Source organism: Micromonospora sp. NPDC049559 (genome assembly GCF_040676675.1).
Taxonomy (GTDB): domain Bacteria; phylum Actinomycetota; class Actinomycetes; order Mycobacteriales; family Micromonosporaceae; genus JBFAPK01.
Genome location: NZ_JBFAPK010000060.1, coordinates 1 through 18,492, shown reverse-complemented (window position 1 = coordinate 18,492; position 18,492 = coordinate 1). Strand labels below are relative to the sequence as shown.

Sequence of the window (18,492 nt, the reverse complement as noted above, 5' to 3'; positions counted from 1 at the left end):
CCGGCTCCCGCCGGCCGGTCGAGCCCCGAGCCCGCCGCGCGGTCAGTAGACGCCGACGCCGTACTGGCTCATCGCCCGGGACGCGGACGAGAAGTAGGTGGTCCCGCCGGTGGTGCAGTTGCCGCTGCCGCCGGAGGTCATGCCCAGCGCCGTCGAACCGCTGAACAGCGGACCGCCGCTGTCCCCCGGTTCGGCGCAGACGTTGGTGCGGATCAGCCCGGTGACCGTGCCGTCGGCGTAGTTGACGGTCGCGTTGAGCCCGGTGATCGTGCCGCTGCGCAGCCCGGTCGCGGCGCCGGTGCGCTGTACGCTCTGACCGACGAAGCCCGGCGCGGCCGAGGTGATCGGCCGCAGGCCGACGCCCGGCACGTTCACCGCGCTGGGCTTGGGAATCGCGGCGTTGGTGTAGCGCACCAGCGCGTGGTCGTAGCCGGGGTTGACCGCCGCCACCACGCCGAGCACCACGGTTCCGTTCGGATCGGCGTAGACGGTGGAGCCGCCCGCCCCGACGCAGTGCGCCGAGGTGAGGAAGTAGTACGTGCTGGCCTGGCGCACGTTGAAGCCGACGGTGCAGCGTCCACCCGGCAGGCCGCCGTAGAACGGGTCGCCGCCGGCGATGCGCCGCGCCAGGGTGCCGGGTTCGCGTACCAGCCGCGCACCGACGCGCCGGGCCGTGGCGGTGACCCGGTCCAGTTCCGCCCCGGCGACGGTGGCGTCGACGGCGACCACCACCGCGCCGTCGGCCGGATCGGTCCACCAGGCGGTTCCGGGTACGCCCGCCGAGCGGCGCAGCTCGGCGTAGGCCACGCCGGACGCGACCGCGCCGGGCACCGGTACGGACGCGACCGCGGCTCGGCCGCCGTCCACGATGGTCGGTGCGGGCGGGGCGGCGGACCGGTGGCCGGCCGCCACGACCGGGACGGCCGGCGGAACGGTCAGCAGGGTGCCGAGAATGCCGGCCGCGACGAGCACTCGCGCGATTCGCACGGACGCCTCCAGTTGCATCGACGGGTGTGGCTATCGAGCGTCCCACCGCGCACGCCGGCAAGGAAAGGAGGCACCCACGACGGTACGGATGGCGCGCGGCGCGCCACCCGTACTGTCGGGCCGATCGGAAGAGATCAGAGCGGAGGGCCGACCTCCCGGCGCTCCTCCACCCGGCGGTACTCTGCCGGGTCCCGAGCGACCACCTCACGCTCGACCGGAGCGGTGGTCACCACCTCGCGGCGCCGGCCCCAGATCAGCGTCGTCATGATGAGGCCGAGCACGCCGACCGCCATCAGGATCCAGCCGACGACGTCCAGGTCCAGCCCGCCGATGTGCACGTTCAACGCGAAGGTGAGGATCGCCCCGACGGCGATCAGGAAAATGCTCGCACCGATACCCACGACGGTTCCTCCTTCGTTTTCGGCGCCTGTCCTGGTCCTTACCCAGGTCCGCGTCGTCCCACTCCGCTATCCGCGCCGGCGGTGCCGCCCCGCCCACAGGTGTGACCGGCGGCACGTGCCGGCGGGCGGGCGGCGCGGGGTGTTCGAGGCCGGACGGGCCCGCCCCCGCGGGGTTGACCGGGCGCGCCGGTGCCGACCGCGCTGTCCACCGCGCTCCTGCTGGCCGGCGGCCGACACGCGGCACCGCCCTGGAGCGTGGCGGCGCTGCTGCTGTACGTGGCCAGGCTGGCCGTCACCGGCGCCGCCAACGTTCCGCTGAACAACGCCCTTGAGGCGGTCGGCGTCCTTGACCTCGCCGCGGTACGCCAACGGTTCGAGACCCCGTGGGTACGGTGGAACCTCGCCCGTACCGTCTCCTTGACGGCCGGATCCGCCTGCCTCACCGGCGCGCTGGCGGTGTAGCGCCCTCGTCCAGGCTTCCCCGCCCAGGGCTCCCCGTCCAGGCCGGCGCCCGGACCCGGCGGGGCGGTCGCGGTCCGGGACGGCGCCGCGACGTCCGGCGGGCGCCGATAGGTTGTCGCGTTCCACTGTGAGAAAAGCCCGCCCGACGGTGGCCCCGATTCCGGGGCTGGGATACGCGAGGCACAATCGCTGGCGCACCCCCTGCGCCACCCCTCCCTGCGCCACCCCACTCGCGCACCACATTCCGCCACCCGCCCGCCACCGCCGGTGCGGGCGACACCCCTTGGAGGACGAGGTGACCGACGCGTGGAGCGGGCCGAAGTCGGTCTCGCGCCGCAAGTGGTTGTTGTCCACCGGGGCGCTGGCCGCGGCGATCGCCTCCGGCTGGAGCCTCGAGGAGCCATCCGGGAAGAGTGCGGGCTCGGCCGGACCGTCCGCGTCGCCGTCCGTACCGCCGCCGTCGCCCGGCGCCACCCCGACGGCGACCCCGTCGCCGGCCCGTACCCAGCCACGGACCCCGCCGCCGCGACCCACCCATTCGCCCGTGCCGCCGCCGACCCGGCCCGTCTTCACCCTCGCCGACTACCGCCGGGCGGTACCGGGCCCGGCCTTCCCGCCGCACGCGATCGCGCTGACCATCGACGACGGCCCGCACCCGGTCTGGACCGGCAAGATCCTGGACCTGCTCTCCAAGCACCACGTACCGGCCACCTTCTGCATGATCGGCAACCAGGTACGCGGACACGAGTCGGTCGCCCGCAACGTCGCCCGCGCCGGACATCACCTGGCCAACCACACCTGGAGCCACCCGACCAGGCTGCCCAAGCTCAGCCCGGCGCAGATGCGTCGTGAGATCGAGATGGCCCAGGACAAGATCTACTCGACCACCGGGCAGGCGCCGAAGCTGTTCCGCTCGCCCGGCGGCGGCTGGTCCCCGGCGCTCTTCGCCCAGGCCGCCGCCGCCGGCATGACCTGTATCGACTGGAGCGACGACCCGAAGGACTGGAAGCGGCCGGGCACGGCGGCGATCCGCGGTCGGCTGCTGGCCTGCAAGCCGGGGCAGATCCTGCTCTGCCACGACGGCGGCGGCGACCGCTCCCAGACCTACGCGGCCTTGCAGCAGGTCATCCCGGCCCTGCTCGCGCAGGGCTACCGGTTCGTGGCGCTGTAGGCGCGACCACCCGGTGGTCTACTGTCGCCGCCGGGTCTCGAGCGGCCACTCGGGGTGCGCGGTCTTGTCGATCCCGCGCCGGTCGTAGTAGCGCTGCAGGTCGAGGGCCTGCTCGCGATGCCACCGCACCTGCGCACGGTGCAGCTGCTCGACCGGCAGCTCGGCGATGTGCCGGTGGCGCGCCGCGATGGACTGCGCCAGCTCGAGCGTGGCCCGGGCGTCGTCGAGGGCGTCGTGGGCGTCCGTCAGCTCGATGCCGTAGTACCGGCACAGGTCCGTCAGGGTCTTCCCGTCGTACCAGTTCGGCTCCACCCGGTTGTGGAGGACGAACGGGTCGACGATCCGGGCGTCCGACCAGTCGAGCCCCGGCAGCCCAAACCGGATCAGCTCGTGGTGCAGGACGGTGACGTCGTACGACGCGCAGAACGCGACCAGCGGCGTCCCGTCGGCGATCTGCTTGCCCACCGCGGTCGCGATCTCCCCGATCGCCTGCGCGGCCGGGATCCCCGCCGCGCGCACCATGTCGTCGGTGATGCGGTTGCGGGCGGTGGCGTCGGGCGGGATCGGCACACCGGGGTCGACCAGCCAGGTGAAGCGCGTCCCGTCGGCGAGGACGAGGGCGGCGGAGACGATTCGGGCGTCGACCGGCTCCGGCGACGTCGTCTCCACGTCGAAGGCGGCCAGCGGCAGGCGATGCCATCCATGGTGCTCACCGACCGGCGGTGGGGTCCGTACGGGGACGCACTCGTTGTGGTACGTCGTCCAGCCCTCGCCCCGGTTGATTGCCTGGCCGGCCCCGGCGGCCACGGTCCGGCGGCACCCGCCGCACTTTCCGGAGTACCTGTTGATCAACTCGCTGCTCCCCGCCCGGACTGGTGGCGCGGGCCGAGGGCGTCGCCGACGTCCCGGACGCTCCCGCCGGCGCGCGCCGATGGCGGCACCATGATCGATCCGCGGAGCGCGGGAGCACGGTGAGGGCCGCTCGGAAATTCGTTCATAGATCTCCGACCGAGCGGAGGGCGTGCCCTCTCGCCCGGTCCGATATGGACCGTCGCGGTGTGACGATCCCGGCCGGCCCGCCGCCTCGGCACTCGCGGCCGCCAGAGGTTCATCGTTGACGATGGAATTCACGCGTGGTCTGATCGCGAGAATCCTTCGCGTATCGAGGGGATGGATTGGAGACCGAGATGTCCGTGTTCCATCGTCCCGTGCTCGCGGCGGCCCTCGCCGTCGCCCTGGGTACCGCCGGCGCGCTGGCGGGCACCGTGACCAGGCCCACCCCGGCGACCGCCGCCCTGCCGACCGCCGCGGTCGCGCTCGGCGACAGCTTCGTCAGCGGCGAGGGCGCCGGAGCGTACGCCCCGGTCGTCGACGTCAACGGTGTCGCCCAGAGCTTCCCCGGCTGGTCCGCGCCGAACAGCAACGCCTTCTTCTGCCACCGCTCGGCGAACGCCTCGCTGCACCAGGCGAACCTGCCGGGCATCCAGGCCCGTTTCAACCTCGCCTGCTCGGGCGGGCAACCGCACGACCTCGCCAACGCCTCCGCCAGCCGGGCGAACGGCCGTACCGTCGCCGCGCAGCTCGACCAGCTCCGCTCGGTCGCGCAGACCCACGACATCGACCTCGTCCTGGTCGGACTCGGCTCCAACAACAGCTCGTTCACGTTCGGCGACGTCGCCTCCGAGTGCGCCAACCGGTTCATCGCGGACGCCTGGACCGGCTGGTGGGAGTTCTGGGCGTACCTCGGCGGCCCGGTCGAGCAGTCCCCCTGCGGGGACGCCGACCTCGCCACGTCGGCCGAGTTCGCGGCGGCCACGACCGAGACCACCACCGCCGTGCGGCAGCTGCTCACCACGCTCGACCAGATCGACGCCGACGGCCAGCACCGGGTGGTCTTCCAGGACTACACCAACCCGCTGCCGGCCGACCTCGACCCGAACTTCCACAGCGAGGACGGCCGCGACGACACCCGCGACAAGTTCCGGGCCCTCGGCGCCGAGCGGTATGCGGCCGGCTGCCCGATCCACCGCGGCAGCCTCGCGGCCGGGCGTACCTTCTCGGCGGGTCTCGGTACCCTCGTGCAGTCCGTGCACGCGGCGATGTCGGCCGAGTTTCCCGCCGACGACCTGGTCTACCTGAATGTGCAGCGGGCCTTCGACGGCGCGCGGCTCTGCGAGCGGCCGGACAGCCCGACCGGCGCGCTGGCCACCCCGATCCGGCTCCAGGACGGCCCGAGCGGGGTCTTCGTGACCAGCCTCTCCGGCTACGACAAGCTCGACATCCAGCGCATCGCCAACGCCTGCGTCTCGTACTTCCAGACCTGCCAGGAATCCTGGCACCCGAACGTGGCCGGGCACGCGGTGCTCGGGCGCTGCCTCGCCGGAGCGGCCACCACCACCCGCCGTACCGTCGCCTGCGTCCGCGCGGGCGACGGGACGATCACCGTCGGCTGACCCGCGCGGTACCCCGGACCGGCCCGCGTCGGTCGACCCGTACGGCAACCGGGACGACCGCCGTCGGTCGCCGTCCACGGAGCCCGGGCCGGTCTGCGGAGACGATCCGGACCGGCCCGGGACGCCCGGGCCTCAGCCGAGCGCTTCCGGCCTGCCCGGCTCGCCCTCCGCCGCTCCGCCCGTGCCCTCCGCCGCTCCGCTCGGGCGCTGCGGTGGGGACGCCGAGGGGTCGTACTCGTGGTGGGCGACCACCTGGTAGCCGTTGCGGGTGAGCAGCGCCGCGGTGACCCCCATGCCGGGCACCCGCACCCGCCGGAACGAACCGTCGCTGACCTGCCGGCAGCCGCAGGACGGGCTGTAGTCCTGCAACACCGCGCCGGCCGCCCCGGTCGCCCGGGCGATCCGCAGCACCCGGCGCGCGCCGGCCAGGTACTCCTCGGTCACGTCCTCGCCCCGGTAGGTCAGCACCCGGGCCCGGCCGTCCAGCACGTCGAACCCGTCGCCACCGACGATCTCGGCCCGGTCCCGCGGCGTACCGAGCCCGCCCATCACCTCCGGGCAGACCAGGCGGACCCGCGCCGCGTCGGGCAACGGCACCTCCTGCTTGGCCGCGTTGCCGTCGTAGGCGCAACGGGTACCGGCAAGGCACGCGCTCATCAGCACGGTCCGCGGGCCGGCGTCCGCCGCGACGTCCACGCCGCCGTCGACCGGCCGCTCGGCGACCGGCTCGCCGTCCACCGGCCGGTCGCCGACGAGTTCCGACTCCACCGCCATGGTCAGCCCCCTCCGGTACGTCAGAAGGTCAGCAGGATCTTGCCGCGCGCTCCCCCGGCCTGGGCCCGGCGGTGGGCCTCGGCGCCCTGCTCGATCGGGAACTCCGCGGCGATCCGGGTGCTCAACTCGCCCCGGACCACCCGCTCGACGAACTCCGCCAACCGCGCCGGGTCCGGCGCCACGTACACCACCCGCACCCGGATGTCCCGCTCCGGTTCCGGGGTACTCATGGTCGCCGAGACGAAGGAGCCGCCGGCGCGTACGGCGGGCAGCAGCGGCTGGCCGAGGACGGCGGCGTCGAGGACCGCGACGACCCCGTCGGGCGCGTGCTCGCGTACCGCCGCCGCCAGCGCGGCCGGCTCGGCCCGGGAGAGCACGTGCGCGGCGCCCAGTCCCTTGACGTACGCCTCGTCGCCGGTGGACGCGACGGCGATGACCCGCGCCCCGTCGGCGGCGGCCAACTGGGTGGCGAAGCCGCCGACGCCGCCGCTGGCGCCGGTGACCAACACCGGATCGCCGGGCGAGTAGTCCAGCAGGTCCAGGGCCTGCCGGGCGGTGAGCGCGTTGAGCGGTACCGTCGCCAGCGCGGTCAGGTCGGCGCCCTCCGGCACCGGCGCGAGCCACTCCGGTTCGGCGAGCACGATCTCCGCGTTGCTGCCCTCGGCGGCGCCGACGCGCGCCTTGGGCAGCAGCCCGACGACCCGCTGCCCGGCCCGGAACCCGCCGCCGGGCGCGCCCTCCGGAAAGCCCGCGGTCCCGTCCGGGCCCGGGCCGTCGTCCAGCAGGGTTCCGGCGATGTCCCAGCCCAGCACGATCGGTGGGGCCAGGTCCGGGGTGAAGGCGGCCATCGCGCCGGAACGCACCACCCAGTCGGCCGGGTTCACGGCGGTGGCGTGCATCCGTACCCGCAGCCGTCCCGGTACCGGCCCCGGGTCGGGGCGCCGCGCGATTCGCAGCACCTCGGGACCGCCGTACTCGGAAACCTCCAGCACCCGCATCCGCTCCCGCTCCCCTCGGCTCGCCGTGGCACCGATCCTGCCACTACCGCGCCGGTTGGTCCGCCCGAGCCGGCAGCGGGGCGTCACTCGCCTCGAAGACGGCGACGCAGCCGCGTACCGTCACCCGCGCGTGGGGGAAGTGCCGGTCGATCTGCTCGCGCAGCCCGTCGAGGTCGTCCTGACTGTTGTGGAAGATGCCGCGGGAGTTGTAGAGGCGCATCAGCCGGCGGGCGAGCGGGGTGATCGCGACGCCGGCGCCGAGGATGGTGCTGCCGAAGAGCCGCCCGCCCGGCCGCAGCGCCGCCGCCGCGTTGGCGAAGACCTGCCCCTTGCGCGCCCACGTGCCCGGCACGCAGTGCAGCAGGAAGTTCATCCCGACCGAGTCGTACCCGCCGGCCTCGGCGAGCTGACCGGTGCCGAACGGCAGCGGCTGGAGCACGTCCGCCCGCACCGCGCCGGGCCGGTAACGGGCGATGCGGGCGGCGCCGACCCGCAGCACCGTGGGGTTGAGGTCGACGAGGGTCACCTCGGGCCGTTGGGTCGGGAAGGCGCAGTGGTCCAGGAAGTACGCCGTACCGGTGCCGAGTTCGAGGTGCCGTTCCCCGACGTTGCGCTGGTAGTTGGCGAGCTGGTACGCCTTCGGGCAGCGCCAGACCAGCCGGCAGGACAGGCCCAGTACGCCGATGTCGTAACCGGCGAGCACCCACCGGTTGTATACCGCCTGACCCGCGAGCACGTCCGAGGGGGATGGTTCCACTCGACGACCGTCCTTCCTTCGCGACGCCTGCCTCGGCGCGGCGCCGGTGCGGCCCGATTATCTATCGATCGAATTCTATCGATAACCGGCCGGTCCAACTGTCCGGTTTCCGGCAGCGCCACAGGTCACCGGCCGTTCAGGCGGTCTCCGGGCCACCCCGCACGGGCTCGCGCAGCACGCAGAACTCGTTGCCCTCCGGATCGGCGAGGACGACGAACGGGTCCCGTTCGGTCTGCCCCACGTCCACGTGCCGCGCCCCGAGCGCGAGCAGGCGCTCGACCTCGCGGTCCGGGTCGTCGCCGGTCACGTTCAGGTCCGGGTGGTTACGGTTCTTGCCCCGCTTGGGCGTCTCGGCGTGCTGGAGCCAGACGGTCGGCGTCCCGGCCGGGGCGTCGGCCGGCGGGTAGAGCTTCGCGGAGCCGTCGTCGCCCTGGTCGATCCGGTAGCCGAGCACGGCCGACCAGAATTCGGCCATCCGCTCGACGTCCCGGACGTCGAGCGTCCACTGTGCGATGCGACTGGTCACGACGCCTCCCGGTCGAGGGCGGGCAGGACGTGCTTGGCGTACAGGTCGAACAGCCCCTGGTAGTGCGGCCCGGTGTTGGCCACGTAGATCTCGTCGAAGCCGGCCCGCGCGTACTTGTCGATCATCTCCAGGTGCTCGTCCGGGTCGTTGCCGCAGACGAACGCCTTGCGGACCATCTCCTCGGTGACCAGCTCGGACGCCTGCTCGAAGTGCCGGGGCGAGGGCAGCACCTGGGACAGTTCCCCGGGGACTCCGGCGTTCGGCCACCGCTCGTACGCGATCTTCGCGCCCTCGTCGGCGCTGGCCGCGAAGGCGGCCTTGAAGCCGGCCTGGCAGATCTTGTCACCGCCGCCGCCGTCGCGGAAGCGCTTGACCATGTCGCCGTCGGGCATCGTGCTGACGTAGCCGTCGCCGATGCGGGCCGCCAGGTCGATGGCGCGGGGCCCGAACCCGGAGACGTAGATCTCGGGCGGGGTCTCCGGCAGCGTGTAGATGCGGGCGTTCTCCACGGTGTAGTGCTTGCCGTGGTGGGTGACGAAGTCGCCCCGCCACAGCTCGCGCATCACCTCGACCGCCTCCTCCAGCATCTCCAGCCGCACGTCCGCGCTGGGCCAGGGGTCGCCGAAGATGTGCTCGTTGAGCGCCTCGCCGCTGCCCACGCCAAGGCGGAAGCGACCGGAGTGCAGCACCGCGCTGGTCGCCGCCGCCTGGGCGACGACGGCCGGATGGATGCGTACGGTGGGGCAGGTCACCGCCGTGGTCACCGGCAGCCGGCAGACCTGGCTGAGCGCCCCGATCATCGACCAGACGAAGGCGCTCTCGCCCTGGGCGTCGACCCAGGGGTGGTAGTGGTCGGAGATCCACAACGCCGAGAAGCCGGCCTGCTCGGCGCCGCGCGCCTGCTCCAGCAGCTCCGCCGGGGAGTACTCCTCGCTGGACAGGAAGTAGCCGATGCGCATGTCTTCTCCCTTGCGTGACGATGGACGGGCATCGAGACCTGCCGTCCCCCGTACCCAGCTCCCGCCTCACCCACGCCCCGTTCCCCACGCCGCCCCTCCCCCCCACACTCCCGCGTCGATCAAGGAGTTGTGGCTGGGATAAAAGGAGCAAAACAGGCAGAATCTCGACCACGACTCCATGATCCACGCGGGAAACATCGGAAATTCGTTTGTGAGTGAGTGACTCACTCAGTTACTGTTCCCGCCGTGCACGAGACACCATCCGACGACGACCCGACCGGGCCGGCGGCCGCGCCCTCCGGCGGCGGACGGGCCCGCCCGCTGCCGCCCGACCAGCGCCGGGCGGCGCTGATCGCCGCCACGCTGCCGCTGGTCAGCGCGCACGGGACCAAGGTGACCACGCGGCAGATCGCCGAGGCCGCCGGCGTCGCCGAGGGCACCATCTTCCGGGTCTTCCCGGACAAGGAGTCGCTGATCCAGGCGGCGGTCGAGGCCGCCCTCGACCCCGCCCCCACGCTGGCCGAGATCGCCCGGGTGGATCTCACCCTCCCGCTGCGCGAACGCCTGACCGCGCTCACCAGCATCATGCAGCGGCGGCTGATCATGGTCGTCAACCTGCTCATCGCGGTCCGGATGCACGGCCCGCCGAAGAACGTGGACGCGGCCCGGGCCGCCAGCCGGGAGACGAACGAGAAGATCCACGCCGAGACCATGCGGCTGCTGGAGCCCGACCGCGACCTGTTCCGCTACCCCCTCGACGAGGTGGCCCGGCTGCTGCGGATGTTGATGTTCTCCGCCTCGCACCCGCTGCTCACCGAGGGCGGCCTGCTCACCCCGGAGGGCATCGTCGCGGTGCTGCTCGACGGCGTACGACACGACCACCCGGACCAGTCCGACCACGAACTCCGCCAGACCGGCGAGACCGACCCATCCGAATCGGGGGACTCTCGATGCTGACCCGACTCTTACGCACCTACCTGCGGAACTACCGCGGCCCGTTGACAGCCGTGGTGCTGCTCCAACTGGTCGGCACGATGGCCTCGCTCTACCTGCCGAGCCTCAACGCCGACATCATCGACCAGGGCATCGCCCGCGGTGACACCGGCTACATCGTGCGTACGGGCGGCTGGATGCTGCTGGTCAGCGCGGTGCAGATCGCCTGCTCCATCGCCGCGGTCTACCTGGGCGCCCGTACCGCCATGGGCTTCGGCCGCGACGTACGCTCCGCGATCTTCCACCGGGTCGTCGGCTTCTCCGCCCGCGAGGTCGGCCAGTTCGGCGCCCCCTCGCTGATCACCCGCAACACCAACGACGTGCAACAGGTGCAGATGCTCGTCGTGATGACCTGCACCATGCTCGTCGCCGCGCCGATCATGTGCGTCGGCGGCGTGGTGATGGCGCTGCGCGAGGACGTCGGACTCTCCTGGCTGATGCTGGTCAGCGTGCCCGCGCTGGCGCTCGCGATCGGCCTGGTCATCCGCCGGATGGTGCCCGGGTTCCGGCGGATGCAGACCCGCATCGACACCGTCAACCGGGTGCTGCGCGAGCAGATCGCCGGCATCCGGGTGGTCCGGGCGTTCGTCCGGGAACCGTACGAGACCAGGCGCTTCGCCAAGGCGAACACGGAGCTGACCGAGGCGGCCCTGTACACCGGCCGGCTGATGGCGCTGATCTTCCCGGTCGTCATGCTGGTGCTCAACGCCTCCAGCGTGGCGGTGCTCTGGTTCGGCGCGGGCCGGGTCGACCAGGGACAGATCCAGATCGGCGCGCTGACCGCCTTCCTGAGCTACCTCATGCAGATCCTGATGTCCGTCATGATGGCGACCTTCATGCTGATCATGGTGCCGCGCGCGGCGGTCTGCTCCGAGCGGATCGTCGAGGTGCTGGAGACCGAGCCCTCGGTGGTCCCGCCCGCCGAGGGGATGACCGAGGCGCCCCTGCACGGCGAGTTGGAACTGCGCAACGTGCACTTCCAGTACCCGGGCGCCGCCGCGCCGGTGCTGCGGGACATCTCGTTCCGGGCCCGCGCCGGGCAGACCACGGCGATCATCGGTAGCACCGGTGCGGGCAAGACCACCCTGCTCTCGCTGATCCCGCGGCTCTTCGACGCCACCGGCGGAGCCGTGCTGGTCGACGGGGTGGACGTACGCGAACTCGACCCGGACCTGCTCTGGAGCAAGATCGGCCTGGTGCCGCAACGGCCGTACCTCTTCTCCGGCACGGTCGCCAGCAACCTGCGCTACGGCAACCCGGACGCCACCGACGAGGAACTGTGGCAGTTCCTGGAGATCGCCCAGGCCCGCGACTTCGTCGAGCAGATGCCCGAGGGGCTGCAGTCCCCGATCGCCCAGGGCGGCACCAACGTCTCCGGCGGCCAGCGCCAGCGCCTCGCGATCGCCCGTGCCCTGGTACGGCGACCGGAGATCTACCTCTTCGACGACTCGTTCTCCGCGCTCGACCTCGGTACCGACGCCCGGCTGCGCGCCGCCCTGCGCCCGGTCGTCGCGGACGCGGCGGTACTGATCGTGGCCCAGCGGGTCTCGACGATCATGAACGCGGACCAGATCATCGTGCTCGACGACGGGGCGGTCGTCGGCATCGGGCGCCACGCGGAGCTGCTGGAAAGCTGCCCCACGTACGCCGAGATCGTGGCGTCCCAGCTCACCGAGGCGGCGATGGCATGAGCGGCCACGGCACGAGCGACCGGGCGGTACCGGACCAGACACGGGGAGCAGCGATGACGGAGACGAAGACCACCGCCGCGCCGCGGCGCCTGCCCGCGGCCGGGCAACGCGGGGGCGGACCGCCCTGGATGGGCGCCGGCATGCCGGCCGAGAAGTCGCTGGACTTCGGCCCGTCGGCACGCCGCCTGCTCGGCCGGCTCCGGCCGCAGCGGGCACACCTGCTGGCCGTCGTCGTGCTCGCGGTCGGCAGCGTCGGCCTCAGCGTCGTCGGTCCGAAGATCCTCGGTCACGCCACCGACATCATCTTCGCCGGTGTGATCGGCAAGCAGCTGCCGCCGGGCATCACCCTGGACCAGGCGGTCGCCGCGGCCCGCGCCGCCGGCAACGACGGCTTCGCCGACCTGCTGGCGCACATGTCCGTGGTGCCGGGCGTGGGCATCGACTTCACCCGCCTCGGCCACGTCCTGCTGCTCGCGCTCGGCCTGTACCTGGTGGCGAGCGTGCTCGGCTGGCTGCAGGGCTACATCCTCAACGGCGCGGTGCAGCGCACGATCCTGCGACTGCGCTCCGACGTCGAGGACAAGCTCAACCGGCTGCCGCTGCCGTACTTCGACAACCAACCCCGCGGCGAGCTGCTGAGCCGGGTCACCAACGACATCGACAACATCTCGCAGAGCCTGCAGCAGACCCTCAGTCAGCTGCTCACCTCGCTGCTGACCGTGGTCGGCGTGCTCGTCGCCATGTTCGTCATCTCACCGCTGCTCGCGGTGATCGCCCTGGTGGCGGTACCGGTGTCGGTGCTGGTCACCAAGCAGATCGCCAAGCGCTCGCAGAAGCAGTTCATGGCGCAGTGGGCACACACCGGCGCGTTGAACAGCCAGATCGAGGAGGCGTTCACCGGGCACGAGCTGGTCAAGGTCTTCGGCCGGCACCGCGAGGTGGAGGCGGCCTTCGCCGAGAAGAACGACCAACTGTTCAAGGCGAGCTTCGGCGCGCAGTTCATCTCCGGCATCATCATGCCGTCGATGATGTTCATCGGGAACCTGAGCTACGTGGTGATCGCCGTCGTCGGCGGGCTGCGCGTGGCCTCCGGCGCGATGAGCCTCGGCGACGTGCAGGCCTTCATCCAGTACTCCCGCCAGTTCACCCAGCCGCTGACCCAGGTCGCCTCGATGGCGAACCTGTTGCAGTCCGGCGTCGCGTCGGCCGAGCGGGTCTTCGCGGTCCTCGACGCCGACGAGCAGACCCCGGACCCGGCCGAGCCGGCCCGGATCACCGAGCGGCACGGCCGGGTCGAGTTCGAGCACGTCTCCTTCCGGTACACCCCGGAGAAGCCGCTGATCGAGGACCTGTCGCTGGTGGCGGAGCCGGGCCACACGGTGGCGATCGTCGGCCCGACCGGCGCCGGCAAGACCACCCTGGTCAACCTGGTCATGCGCTTCTACGAGCTGGACGCCGGACGGATCACCCTCGACGGGGTCGACATCACCGCGCTGCCCCGGGCCGAACTGCGCGGCCGGATCGGCATGGTGCTGCAGGACACCTGGCTGTTCGGCGGCACCATCCGCGACAACATCGCCTACGGCAATCCGGAGGCGACCGAGGAGCAGATCCTGGCGGCGGCCCGGGCGACCTTCGTCGACCGGTTCGTCCGCAGCCTGCCCGACGGGTACGACACCGTCATCGACGAGGAGGGGAGCAACGTCAGCGCGGGCGAGAAACAGCTGATCACCATCGCCCGGGCGTTCCTGTCCGACCCGTCGCTGCTGATCCTGGACGAGGCGACCAGCTCCGTCGACACCCGCACCGAGGTGCTGCTCCAGCGGGCGATGGCGGCGCTGCGCTCCGACCGGACCAGCTTCGTGATCGCCCACCGGCTGTCGACCATCCGGGACGCCGACCTGATCCTGGTGATGGAGAACGGCCGCATCGTCGAGCAGGGCACGCACGACGCCCTGCTCGCGGCCGAGGGGGCGTACCACCGCCTCTACCACGCCCAGTTCACCCAGCCGGTGGTCGACGTGGACCCGGTCGGCGCGCCCACGCCGGTGCCCGCCGGTCCCATCCCCCGCACCCGCTGACGAAACGGAACGGAGGCGCCGGGTCGGCGTACCGGCGCCTCCGCGATCCGTGGCCGCCCGTGGCGGCGGCCGGGGTGGATGGGTACCGGCCCGAGCGGGGAAGAGGCTACGGGCCGGCACCCACCGGGCGGACGATCAGCTGTTGATCACGTCGAAGGACTCCCACGGGCCGACCGCGTCCCGGTTCGCGATCAGCGGGGCGGCCCCGCCGTTGTCGGCGCAGACGTACTTGTTGTTCGCCTGGGCGAGCAGCGCGATGCTGCCGTCACCGTTGCGGACCAGCCGGAACGTCTCCCACGGGCCGACCGAGTCGCGGTTGGCGATCAGCGGCGCGGCGCCCGCGTTGTCCGCGCTCACGATCTTCCCGTTCACCCGGGCCCGCAGCGCGATGTTGCCGTTGCCCACATCGATCTGCTCGAACTGCTCCCACGAACCGATCGCCTGGTTCTTCGCGATCAGCGGCGCGGCCCCGGCGTTGTCGGCGGCCACCAGCAGGTTGTTGGCGTGCGACCGCAGGCTGACGGTCGTGGCGGTGCCGCCGGCCGCGATCCCCAGCCGCGAGGAGGTGCCGGCGAGGCTCTTCGGGCCCTGGTTCGCCGTACCGGTCAGCTGGGTCGAGGCGTACGCGCTGAGCGGCTTGGCCGTGCGCTCCACCACGTAGACCGTGTTGGCGGCCGTGGCGAAGGTGAACTCGGCGCTGGAACTGGTCAGCAGGACCGCGTTGTCCGACACCCGCCGGACCCGCACCTGCTGGGTGCCCCACGGGTTCACCACCCGCGCCGTCTTGCCGTGCAGGCTCTTCACCCCGACGTACTTGATCTCACCCGCCTCGCGCTCCGAACTGACCTGGAAGCCGTCCTTGGCCAGCAGGGTGAACTTCGTGTTGAAGCTGCTGTCGCCGGGCACCGCCGGGAAGACGCGGATCTTGTCGTTGTACGACTGCAGCAGCGACTCGTTGAGCGCGGCCAGGTTGACCCCGTGGTACTCGAAGACGCCGTTGGTGTTGCTGGTGAAGCCGTTCGGGTAGTTCTGGTACTTCTGCAGCATCGTCTTCAGGCCCTGGAACGTCTGGTCGCCCAGGCCCAGCCGGGCCGCCTGGATCGCGTCGTTCGCCCAGACGTTGCCGTACGGGAACGGCCGGGCGTTCCAGGTGGCGGCCGCCATCGCCTGGTCCGGGGCGCCGATGCCGGTCAGGTCGTACGGCCAGATCAGCTCGGCGGCGACGTTCTCGCCGTTGCGGGTCTGCGCGATCGGCGGCTGGTGCGGCAGGTACCGCTGCCCGTCGGTCGGGTACGCGACCAGGTTGTTCAGCACGTTCTGCCACTCCGCGCGCAGGCCGGCGTCGAGCCCGAGGCTCTGGCTGGTGGCGATGGCGATCGGGAAGAGCAGCCGCACCGCGGCCAGGTCGGTGATCGCGTTGCGCACGTCCCAGTACGTCTCGTGGGCGTTCGACGTGGCCATGTAGTACTTGCCGGTGGCGGAGTCGAACGAGAACTTCTTCGCGTAGAACTTCACCACCTCGCGCATGAACGGGTACGCGGTCCCGCTCAGGTAGGCGCTGTCGTTGGTGTAGCGGTACTGCAGGTACATGTTGTACGCGGCCTCGGTGCCGGTGGAGTAGATGTCCTGCGTGTACTCGCTGTTGACCGTCCCGCGGGCGTTGCCGTCCCAGCCCATCGTCTCGGGTACCCAGATGCCGTCAATGCCGTAGCGGGTCTGGGTGTAGGACTTCAACGCGTTGAAGTTGCGGCTGTAGAGCCGGTTGAACCCGTTCATCAGGTCGGCGTGGTTGCTGGCCAGGAACGAGTTGTAGACGTCGCGCTGGTTCCAGTACCAGTAGGCGTTGCTCCACTTGGTGTTGTCCGCGGTGGCCCGGAACACGCCGTTGATGAAGTGGAACGGGTAGTTGCCGTACCCGCCGGCCGCGATCATGTACGTGCTGAGGTAGTAGACGTTCTCCACGTAGTCGGCGTCGCCGGTGGCGTTGGAGTACTGCACGAACGACCTGGCCCAGAAGGCGTGCCACCAGTTGCGGAAGTTGTTGAGCGTGGTGGCGTAGCCCGTGCTCTTCGCGCTGTTCAGCAACGTCCGGGCCTGGTCGACGGAGTTGTTGCCCGGGGCGTTGATCCGGCTGGCGACCGCGAGCCAGATGGTGTAGCTCGACGAGGGCGTGATGTTCAGGCGTACCCGGGTGGAGTTCACCGTCTGCGCGGTGTAGCTGGCGCCCTCGACGGTCGCCGCCATCGTGTACCCGAACCGGTTCGGATCGGCCTGGCCCCGGCTGATGCCGATGCCGGTCGAGTCGGCGAAGGTGGAGGAGGTCCGCCAGGTGTCGAGGTTCGGTACGTCGGCCACGTTGGTCACCGAGTTGAGGTCCCAGAGGCTCAGTTCGAGGGCCACGCTGGAGACGTTGCCCCGGGTGTCGTCGACGTGGATGCCGAGCACCTCGGAGTTGGGCGAACCCATGATGGTGACGGTCCGGTTCGAGTCGTACTTCGTGGTCAGCGTGCCGTCGTAGAGCGACAGCCGCTGCTGGTACGACGAGTAGCCGGTGTCCATGCCCGGGTTCGAGTAGAGGTTGACCAGGCCGGCGGCGTACGCGCTCTGCTCGGCGCCGTCGACGTTGGAGACCTGCATGGTCAGCCCGTTGTTGTTCCAGACCATCGCGCCGACCCGGCCGTTGCCCACGGTCAGCCCGTAGTCCGGGTTGGTGTTCGGCCGGTTGTAGACGACGTCGTGCTTGCTCAGGTATCCCGCGTAGTTCACGTTCAGCGCCCCGGTCGCCGAGTTGAACGCCTGGTCGCCGGGGGCCGCCTGGGCGACCTGGGCGTCGGCCACCGCCAGGCCCGTGACCAGTAGGAGGGCTGCCGCGAGACGTCTGTACCTCATCGGTCGGTACTCCCTTCGCACCGCTGTGCTGCCGTCGGCCAGCTGTGAACGATCACCGGCGGTTACGGTGCCCGGCTCGCGTGCCGGGGCAGATCCCCCAGCCGAACGCGTGCCGCACCCTCGCGACTACGTCGAGATAACCATCGACTCACATCTGTGATACGGAGTTAACATCGGATGTATCGCGCCGTCAAGGCTCGCCATCGACGATCGTCGGCGGGCACGACGAAAGGGCACGTCCGGCGTATCAACCGCTCAGCAGCGGGATCGAGGGGCCGACGGAAAGGTCGCCGTCGACGGCAGGCCCTCACGCGCAGGCAACGAACCGGCCGGCATCATCGGAGGTATCCGTGCGGGTCACGCCCCGCCGCGCGCCGCGTTGAGCAGCACGATCTCCTTGCGCAGCGCCCGCGCCGGCGGACCGACCTGACCGATCAGCTCCCGGATCCGCCCCCGGTACGCCCAGCGCTCCCGCCGCGACAGAACCGTACGCAGCTCCCCGGCGCCGCTCAACGCCGCCAGCGCCAGCGTCACTCCCACCTCGGCGTGAGCGCCCTCGCCCCCCGGGCCCGGTGCCGCGGCCTCGCCGCTCACCCCCGGTGACGCGGCGTCAGCCGGGACGTTCGCCGCCCCGCCGAGCACCGCCACCACGCGCCGGCGCAGCAGCTCCACCGCCTGCCGGTCCGCCACCGCGATCCGGTCCGCCAGCAGCGGCCGGCGTCGTACCGTGATCACCCCGTCGGCGCGCAGCCGCTCCTGCACCGCCGCCAGCGTCTGCGACCAGTGCAGGTCGATCCAGCGCCGCCAACTCCACCGGCCGCTGACGAGCAACTCCCCCAGGATGCCGTCCAGCAGCGGGTCACCCACCGGCCGCTCGTCGCGGATCCGGGGCGCGCCGTACTCGTCGGTCAGCCGCCCGTACCGCAGCAGCTCGGTCAGGGCACCCGCGCGTACCACCAACCCGACCCGGTGCCGGTCGGGCAACCGCTCGGCGTCCAACCTGCACCCCAGAAGATAGAGCTGCTCCGGCAGGGAGTCCCGCATGCGCACCGTCCCGTCGAGTTCCGCGTGGCCCGCGCCGTGGATCCACGTGACCCGTACCGGCGAGCCGTCGGCGCGGCCACGTCAAACGAGTGAAACGACAATTGTAAATGCGGTGGCCGGTAGCGGCTCGGCTCGGGCCGAACTCGGCCCACTCGAGGCGTACGGTGCCGCCTCGGCGGGGACGTCGATCGAGGGCCGGTCGCACGCGCGCAAAAGGCCCGGGCCGGGTTCCCCGCGGTGGGGAACCCGGCCCGGGCCGGTCAGTTCTGTTGGCTCGGTGGTCACCAGGCGTCGTGGACCAGGTCA

At 71.7% G+C, this 18,492-nt stretch carries 16 protein-coding genes; 6 read left to right on the top strand and 10 right to left on the bottom strand.

Going from position 1 to position 18,492, the window contains the following annotated elements; all coding sequences use genetic code 11:
* Window positions 1-42: 42 nt before the first annotated feature.
* Window positions 43-987 carry a S1 family peptidase gene (locus tag AB0J86_RS37115; protein WP_363863008.1) on the bottom strand — a complete coding sequence of 315 codons (945 nt, stop codon included), beginning with the start codon at window positions 985-987 and terminating at the stop codon, window positions 43-45.
* Between the two features lie 134 nt (window positions 988-1,121).
* Window positions 1,122-1,388: a DUF6458 family protein gene (locus AB0J86_RS37110; RefSeq protein WP_363863005.1), complete on the bottom strand. Its 267-nt coding sequence runs from the start codon at window positions 1,386-1,388 to the stop codon at window positions 1,122-1,124.
* 189 nt (window positions 1,389-1,577) lie between these two features.
* Between AB0J86_RS37110 and AB0J86_RS37105 the strand changes: the two genes are divergently transcribed.
* Both AB0J86_RS37105 and AB0J86_RS37100 read left to right on the top strand, forming a co-directional pair.
* A complete protein-coding gene (locus tag AB0J86_RS37105; protein WP_363863002.1) occupies window positions 1,578-1,850 on the top strand; it encodes an anthrone oxygenase family protein in 273 nt (90 codons plus the stop codon).
* Window positions 1,851-2,145: 295 nt separating this feature from the next.
* Complete coding sequence (locus AB0J86_RS37100) at window positions 2,146-3,021, top strand: polysaccharide deacetylase family protein (protein WP_363862999.1); 876 nt, start codon at window positions 2,146-2,148, stop codon at window positions 3,019-3,021.
* 18 nt (window positions 3,022-3,039) lie between these two features.
* Here the strand turns inward: AB0J86_RS37100 and AB0J86_RS37095 are convergent, their stop codons facing one another.
* A complete protein-coding gene (locus tag AB0J86_RS37095; RefSeq protein ID WP_363862996.1) occupies window positions 3,040-3,873 on the bottom strand; it encodes an exonuclease domain-containing protein in 834 nt (277 codons plus the stop codon).
* A gap of 335 nt (window positions 3,874-4,208) precedes the next feature.
* On the opposite strand from AB0J86_RS37095, the gene AB0J86_RS37090 reads away from it, so the two are divergent.
* On the top strand, window positions 4,209-5,474 hold the full coding sequence (locus tag AB0J86_RS37090; RefSeq protein ID WP_363862993.1) for a hypothetical protein: 1,266 nt from the start codon (window positions 4,209-4,211) through the stop codon (window positions 5,472-5,474).
* 132 nt (window positions 5,475-5,606) lie between these two features.
* Here AB0J86_RS37090 and AB0J86_RS37085 read toward each other — a convergent pair whose 3' ends face one another.
* From AB0J86_RS37085 to AB0J86_RS37065, 5 genes are all read right to left on the bottom strand, one after another.
* Window positions 5,607-6,248 carry a DUF523 domain-containing protein gene (locus tag AB0J86_RS37085; RefSeq protein WP_363862990.1) on the bottom strand — a complete coding sequence of 214 codons (642 nt, stop codon included), beginning with the start codon at window positions 6,246-6,248 and terminating at the stop codon, window positions 5,607-5,609.
* 20 nt (window positions 6,249-6,268) lie between these two features.
* Entirely contained in the window at window positions 6,269-7,246 is a 978-nt protein-coding gene (locus tag AB0J86_RS37080; protein ID WP_363862987.1) for an NADP-dependent oxidoreductase, read from the bottom strand.
* Window positions 7,247-7,289: 43 nt separating this feature from the next.
* A complete protein-coding gene (locus AB0J86_RS37075; protein ID WP_363862984.1) occupies window positions 7,290-8,003 on the bottom strand; it encodes a class I SAM-dependent methyltransferase in 714 nt (237 codons plus the stop codon).
* A gap of 136 nt (window positions 8,004-8,139) precedes the next feature.
* On the bottom strand, window positions 8,140-8,529 hold the full coding sequence (locus tag AB0J86_RS37070; protein ID WP_363862981.1) for a VOC family protein: 390 nt from the start codon (window positions 8,527-8,529) through the stop codon (window positions 8,140-8,142).
* Complete coding sequence (locus AB0J86_RS37065) at window positions 8,526-9,488, bottom strand: TIGR03557 family F420-dependent LLM class oxidoreductase (RefSeq protein WP_363862978.1); 963 nt, start codon at window positions 9,486-9,488, stop codon at window positions 8,526-8,528. The genes AB0J86_RS37070 and AB0J86_RS37065 overlap by 4 nt, the downstream gene beginning before the upstream one ends.
* A 246-nt stretch (window positions 9,489-9,734) precedes the next feature.
* Between AB0J86_RS37065 and AB0J86_RS37060 the strand changes: the two genes are divergently transcribed.
* The 3 genes from AB0J86_RS37060 to AB0J86_RS37050 are packed head-to-tail and all read left to right on the top strand — an operon-like array spanning window position 9,735 to window position 14,253.
* Complete coding sequence (locus AB0J86_RS37060) at window positions 9,735-10,445, top strand: TetR/AcrR family transcriptional regulator (RefSeq protein WP_363862976.1); 711 nt, start codon at window positions 9,735-9,737, stop codon at window positions 10,443-10,445.
* On the top strand, window positions 10,439-12,172 hold the full coding sequence (locus AB0J86_RS37055) for an ABC transporter ATP-binding protein (protein WP_363862973.1): 1,734 nt from the start codon (window positions 10,439-10,441) through the stop codon (window positions 12,170-12,172). The genes AB0J86_RS37060 and AB0J86_RS37055 overlap by 7 nt, the downstream gene beginning before the upstream one ends.
* 53 nt (window positions 12,173-12,225) lie before the next feature.
* Entirely contained in the window at window positions 12,226-14,253 is a 2,028-nt protein-coding gene (locus AB0J86_RS37050; RefSeq protein WP_363862970.1) for an ABC transporter ATP-binding protein, read from the top strand.
* A gap of 135 nt (window positions 14,254-14,388) precedes the next feature.
* On the opposite strand, the gene AB0J86_RS37045 is transcribed toward AB0J86_RS37050, so the two are convergent.
* Window positions 14,389-17,142 (bottom strand): carbohydrate-binding protein, encoded by a 2,754-nt coding sequence (locus AB0J86_RS37045; protein WP_363862967.1) that lies wholly within the window; start codon window positions 17,140-17,142, stop codon window positions 14,389-14,391.
* Window positions 17,143-17,499: 357 nt separating this feature from the next.
* Window positions 17,500-18,186, bottom strand: coding sequence for a GPP34 family phosphoprotein (locus tag AB0J86_RS37040; RefSeq protein ID WP_363862964.1), 687 nt, complete (start codon window positions 18,184-18,186; stop codon window positions 17,500-17,502).
* Window positions 18,187-18,492: the final 306 nt, after the last annotated feature.

Bases quoted from the DNA above. Each gene is read 5' to 3' on its own strand.
- AB0J86_RS37055 (WP_363862973.1), top strand. From the start codon at position 10,439: ATGCTGACCCGACTCTTACGCACCTACCTGCGGAACTACCGCGGCCCG.
- AB0J86_RS37065 (WP_363862978.1), bottom strand. From the start codon at position 9,488: ATGCGCATCGGCTACTTCCTGTCCAGCGAGGAGTACTCCCCGGCGGAG.
- AB0J86_RS37040 (WP_363862964.1), bottom strand. From the start codon at position 18,186: ATGCGGGACTCCCTGCCGGAGCAGCTCTATCTTCTGGGGTGCAGGTTG.
- AB0J86_RS37045 (WP_363862967.1), bottom strand. From the start codon at position 17,142: ATGAGGTACAGACGTCTCGCGGCAGCCCTCCTACTGGTCACGGGCCTG.
- AB0J86_RS37080 (WP_363862987.1), bottom strand. From the start codon at position 7,246: ATGCGGGTGCTGGAGGTTTCCGAGTACGGCGGTCCCGAGGTGCTGCGA.
- AB0J86_RS37085 (WP_363862990.1), bottom strand. From the start codon at position 6,248: ATGGCGGTGGAGTCGGAACTCGTCGGCGACCGGCCGGTGGACGGCGAG.
- AB0J86_RS37090 (WP_363862993.1), top strand. From the start codon at position 4,209: ATGTCCGTGTTCCATCGTCCCGTGCTCGCGGCGGCCCTCGCCGTCGCC.
- AB0J86_RS37050 (WP_363862970.1), top strand. From the start codon at position 12,226: ATGACGGAGACGAAGACCACCGCCGCGCCGCGGCGCCTGCCCGCGGCC.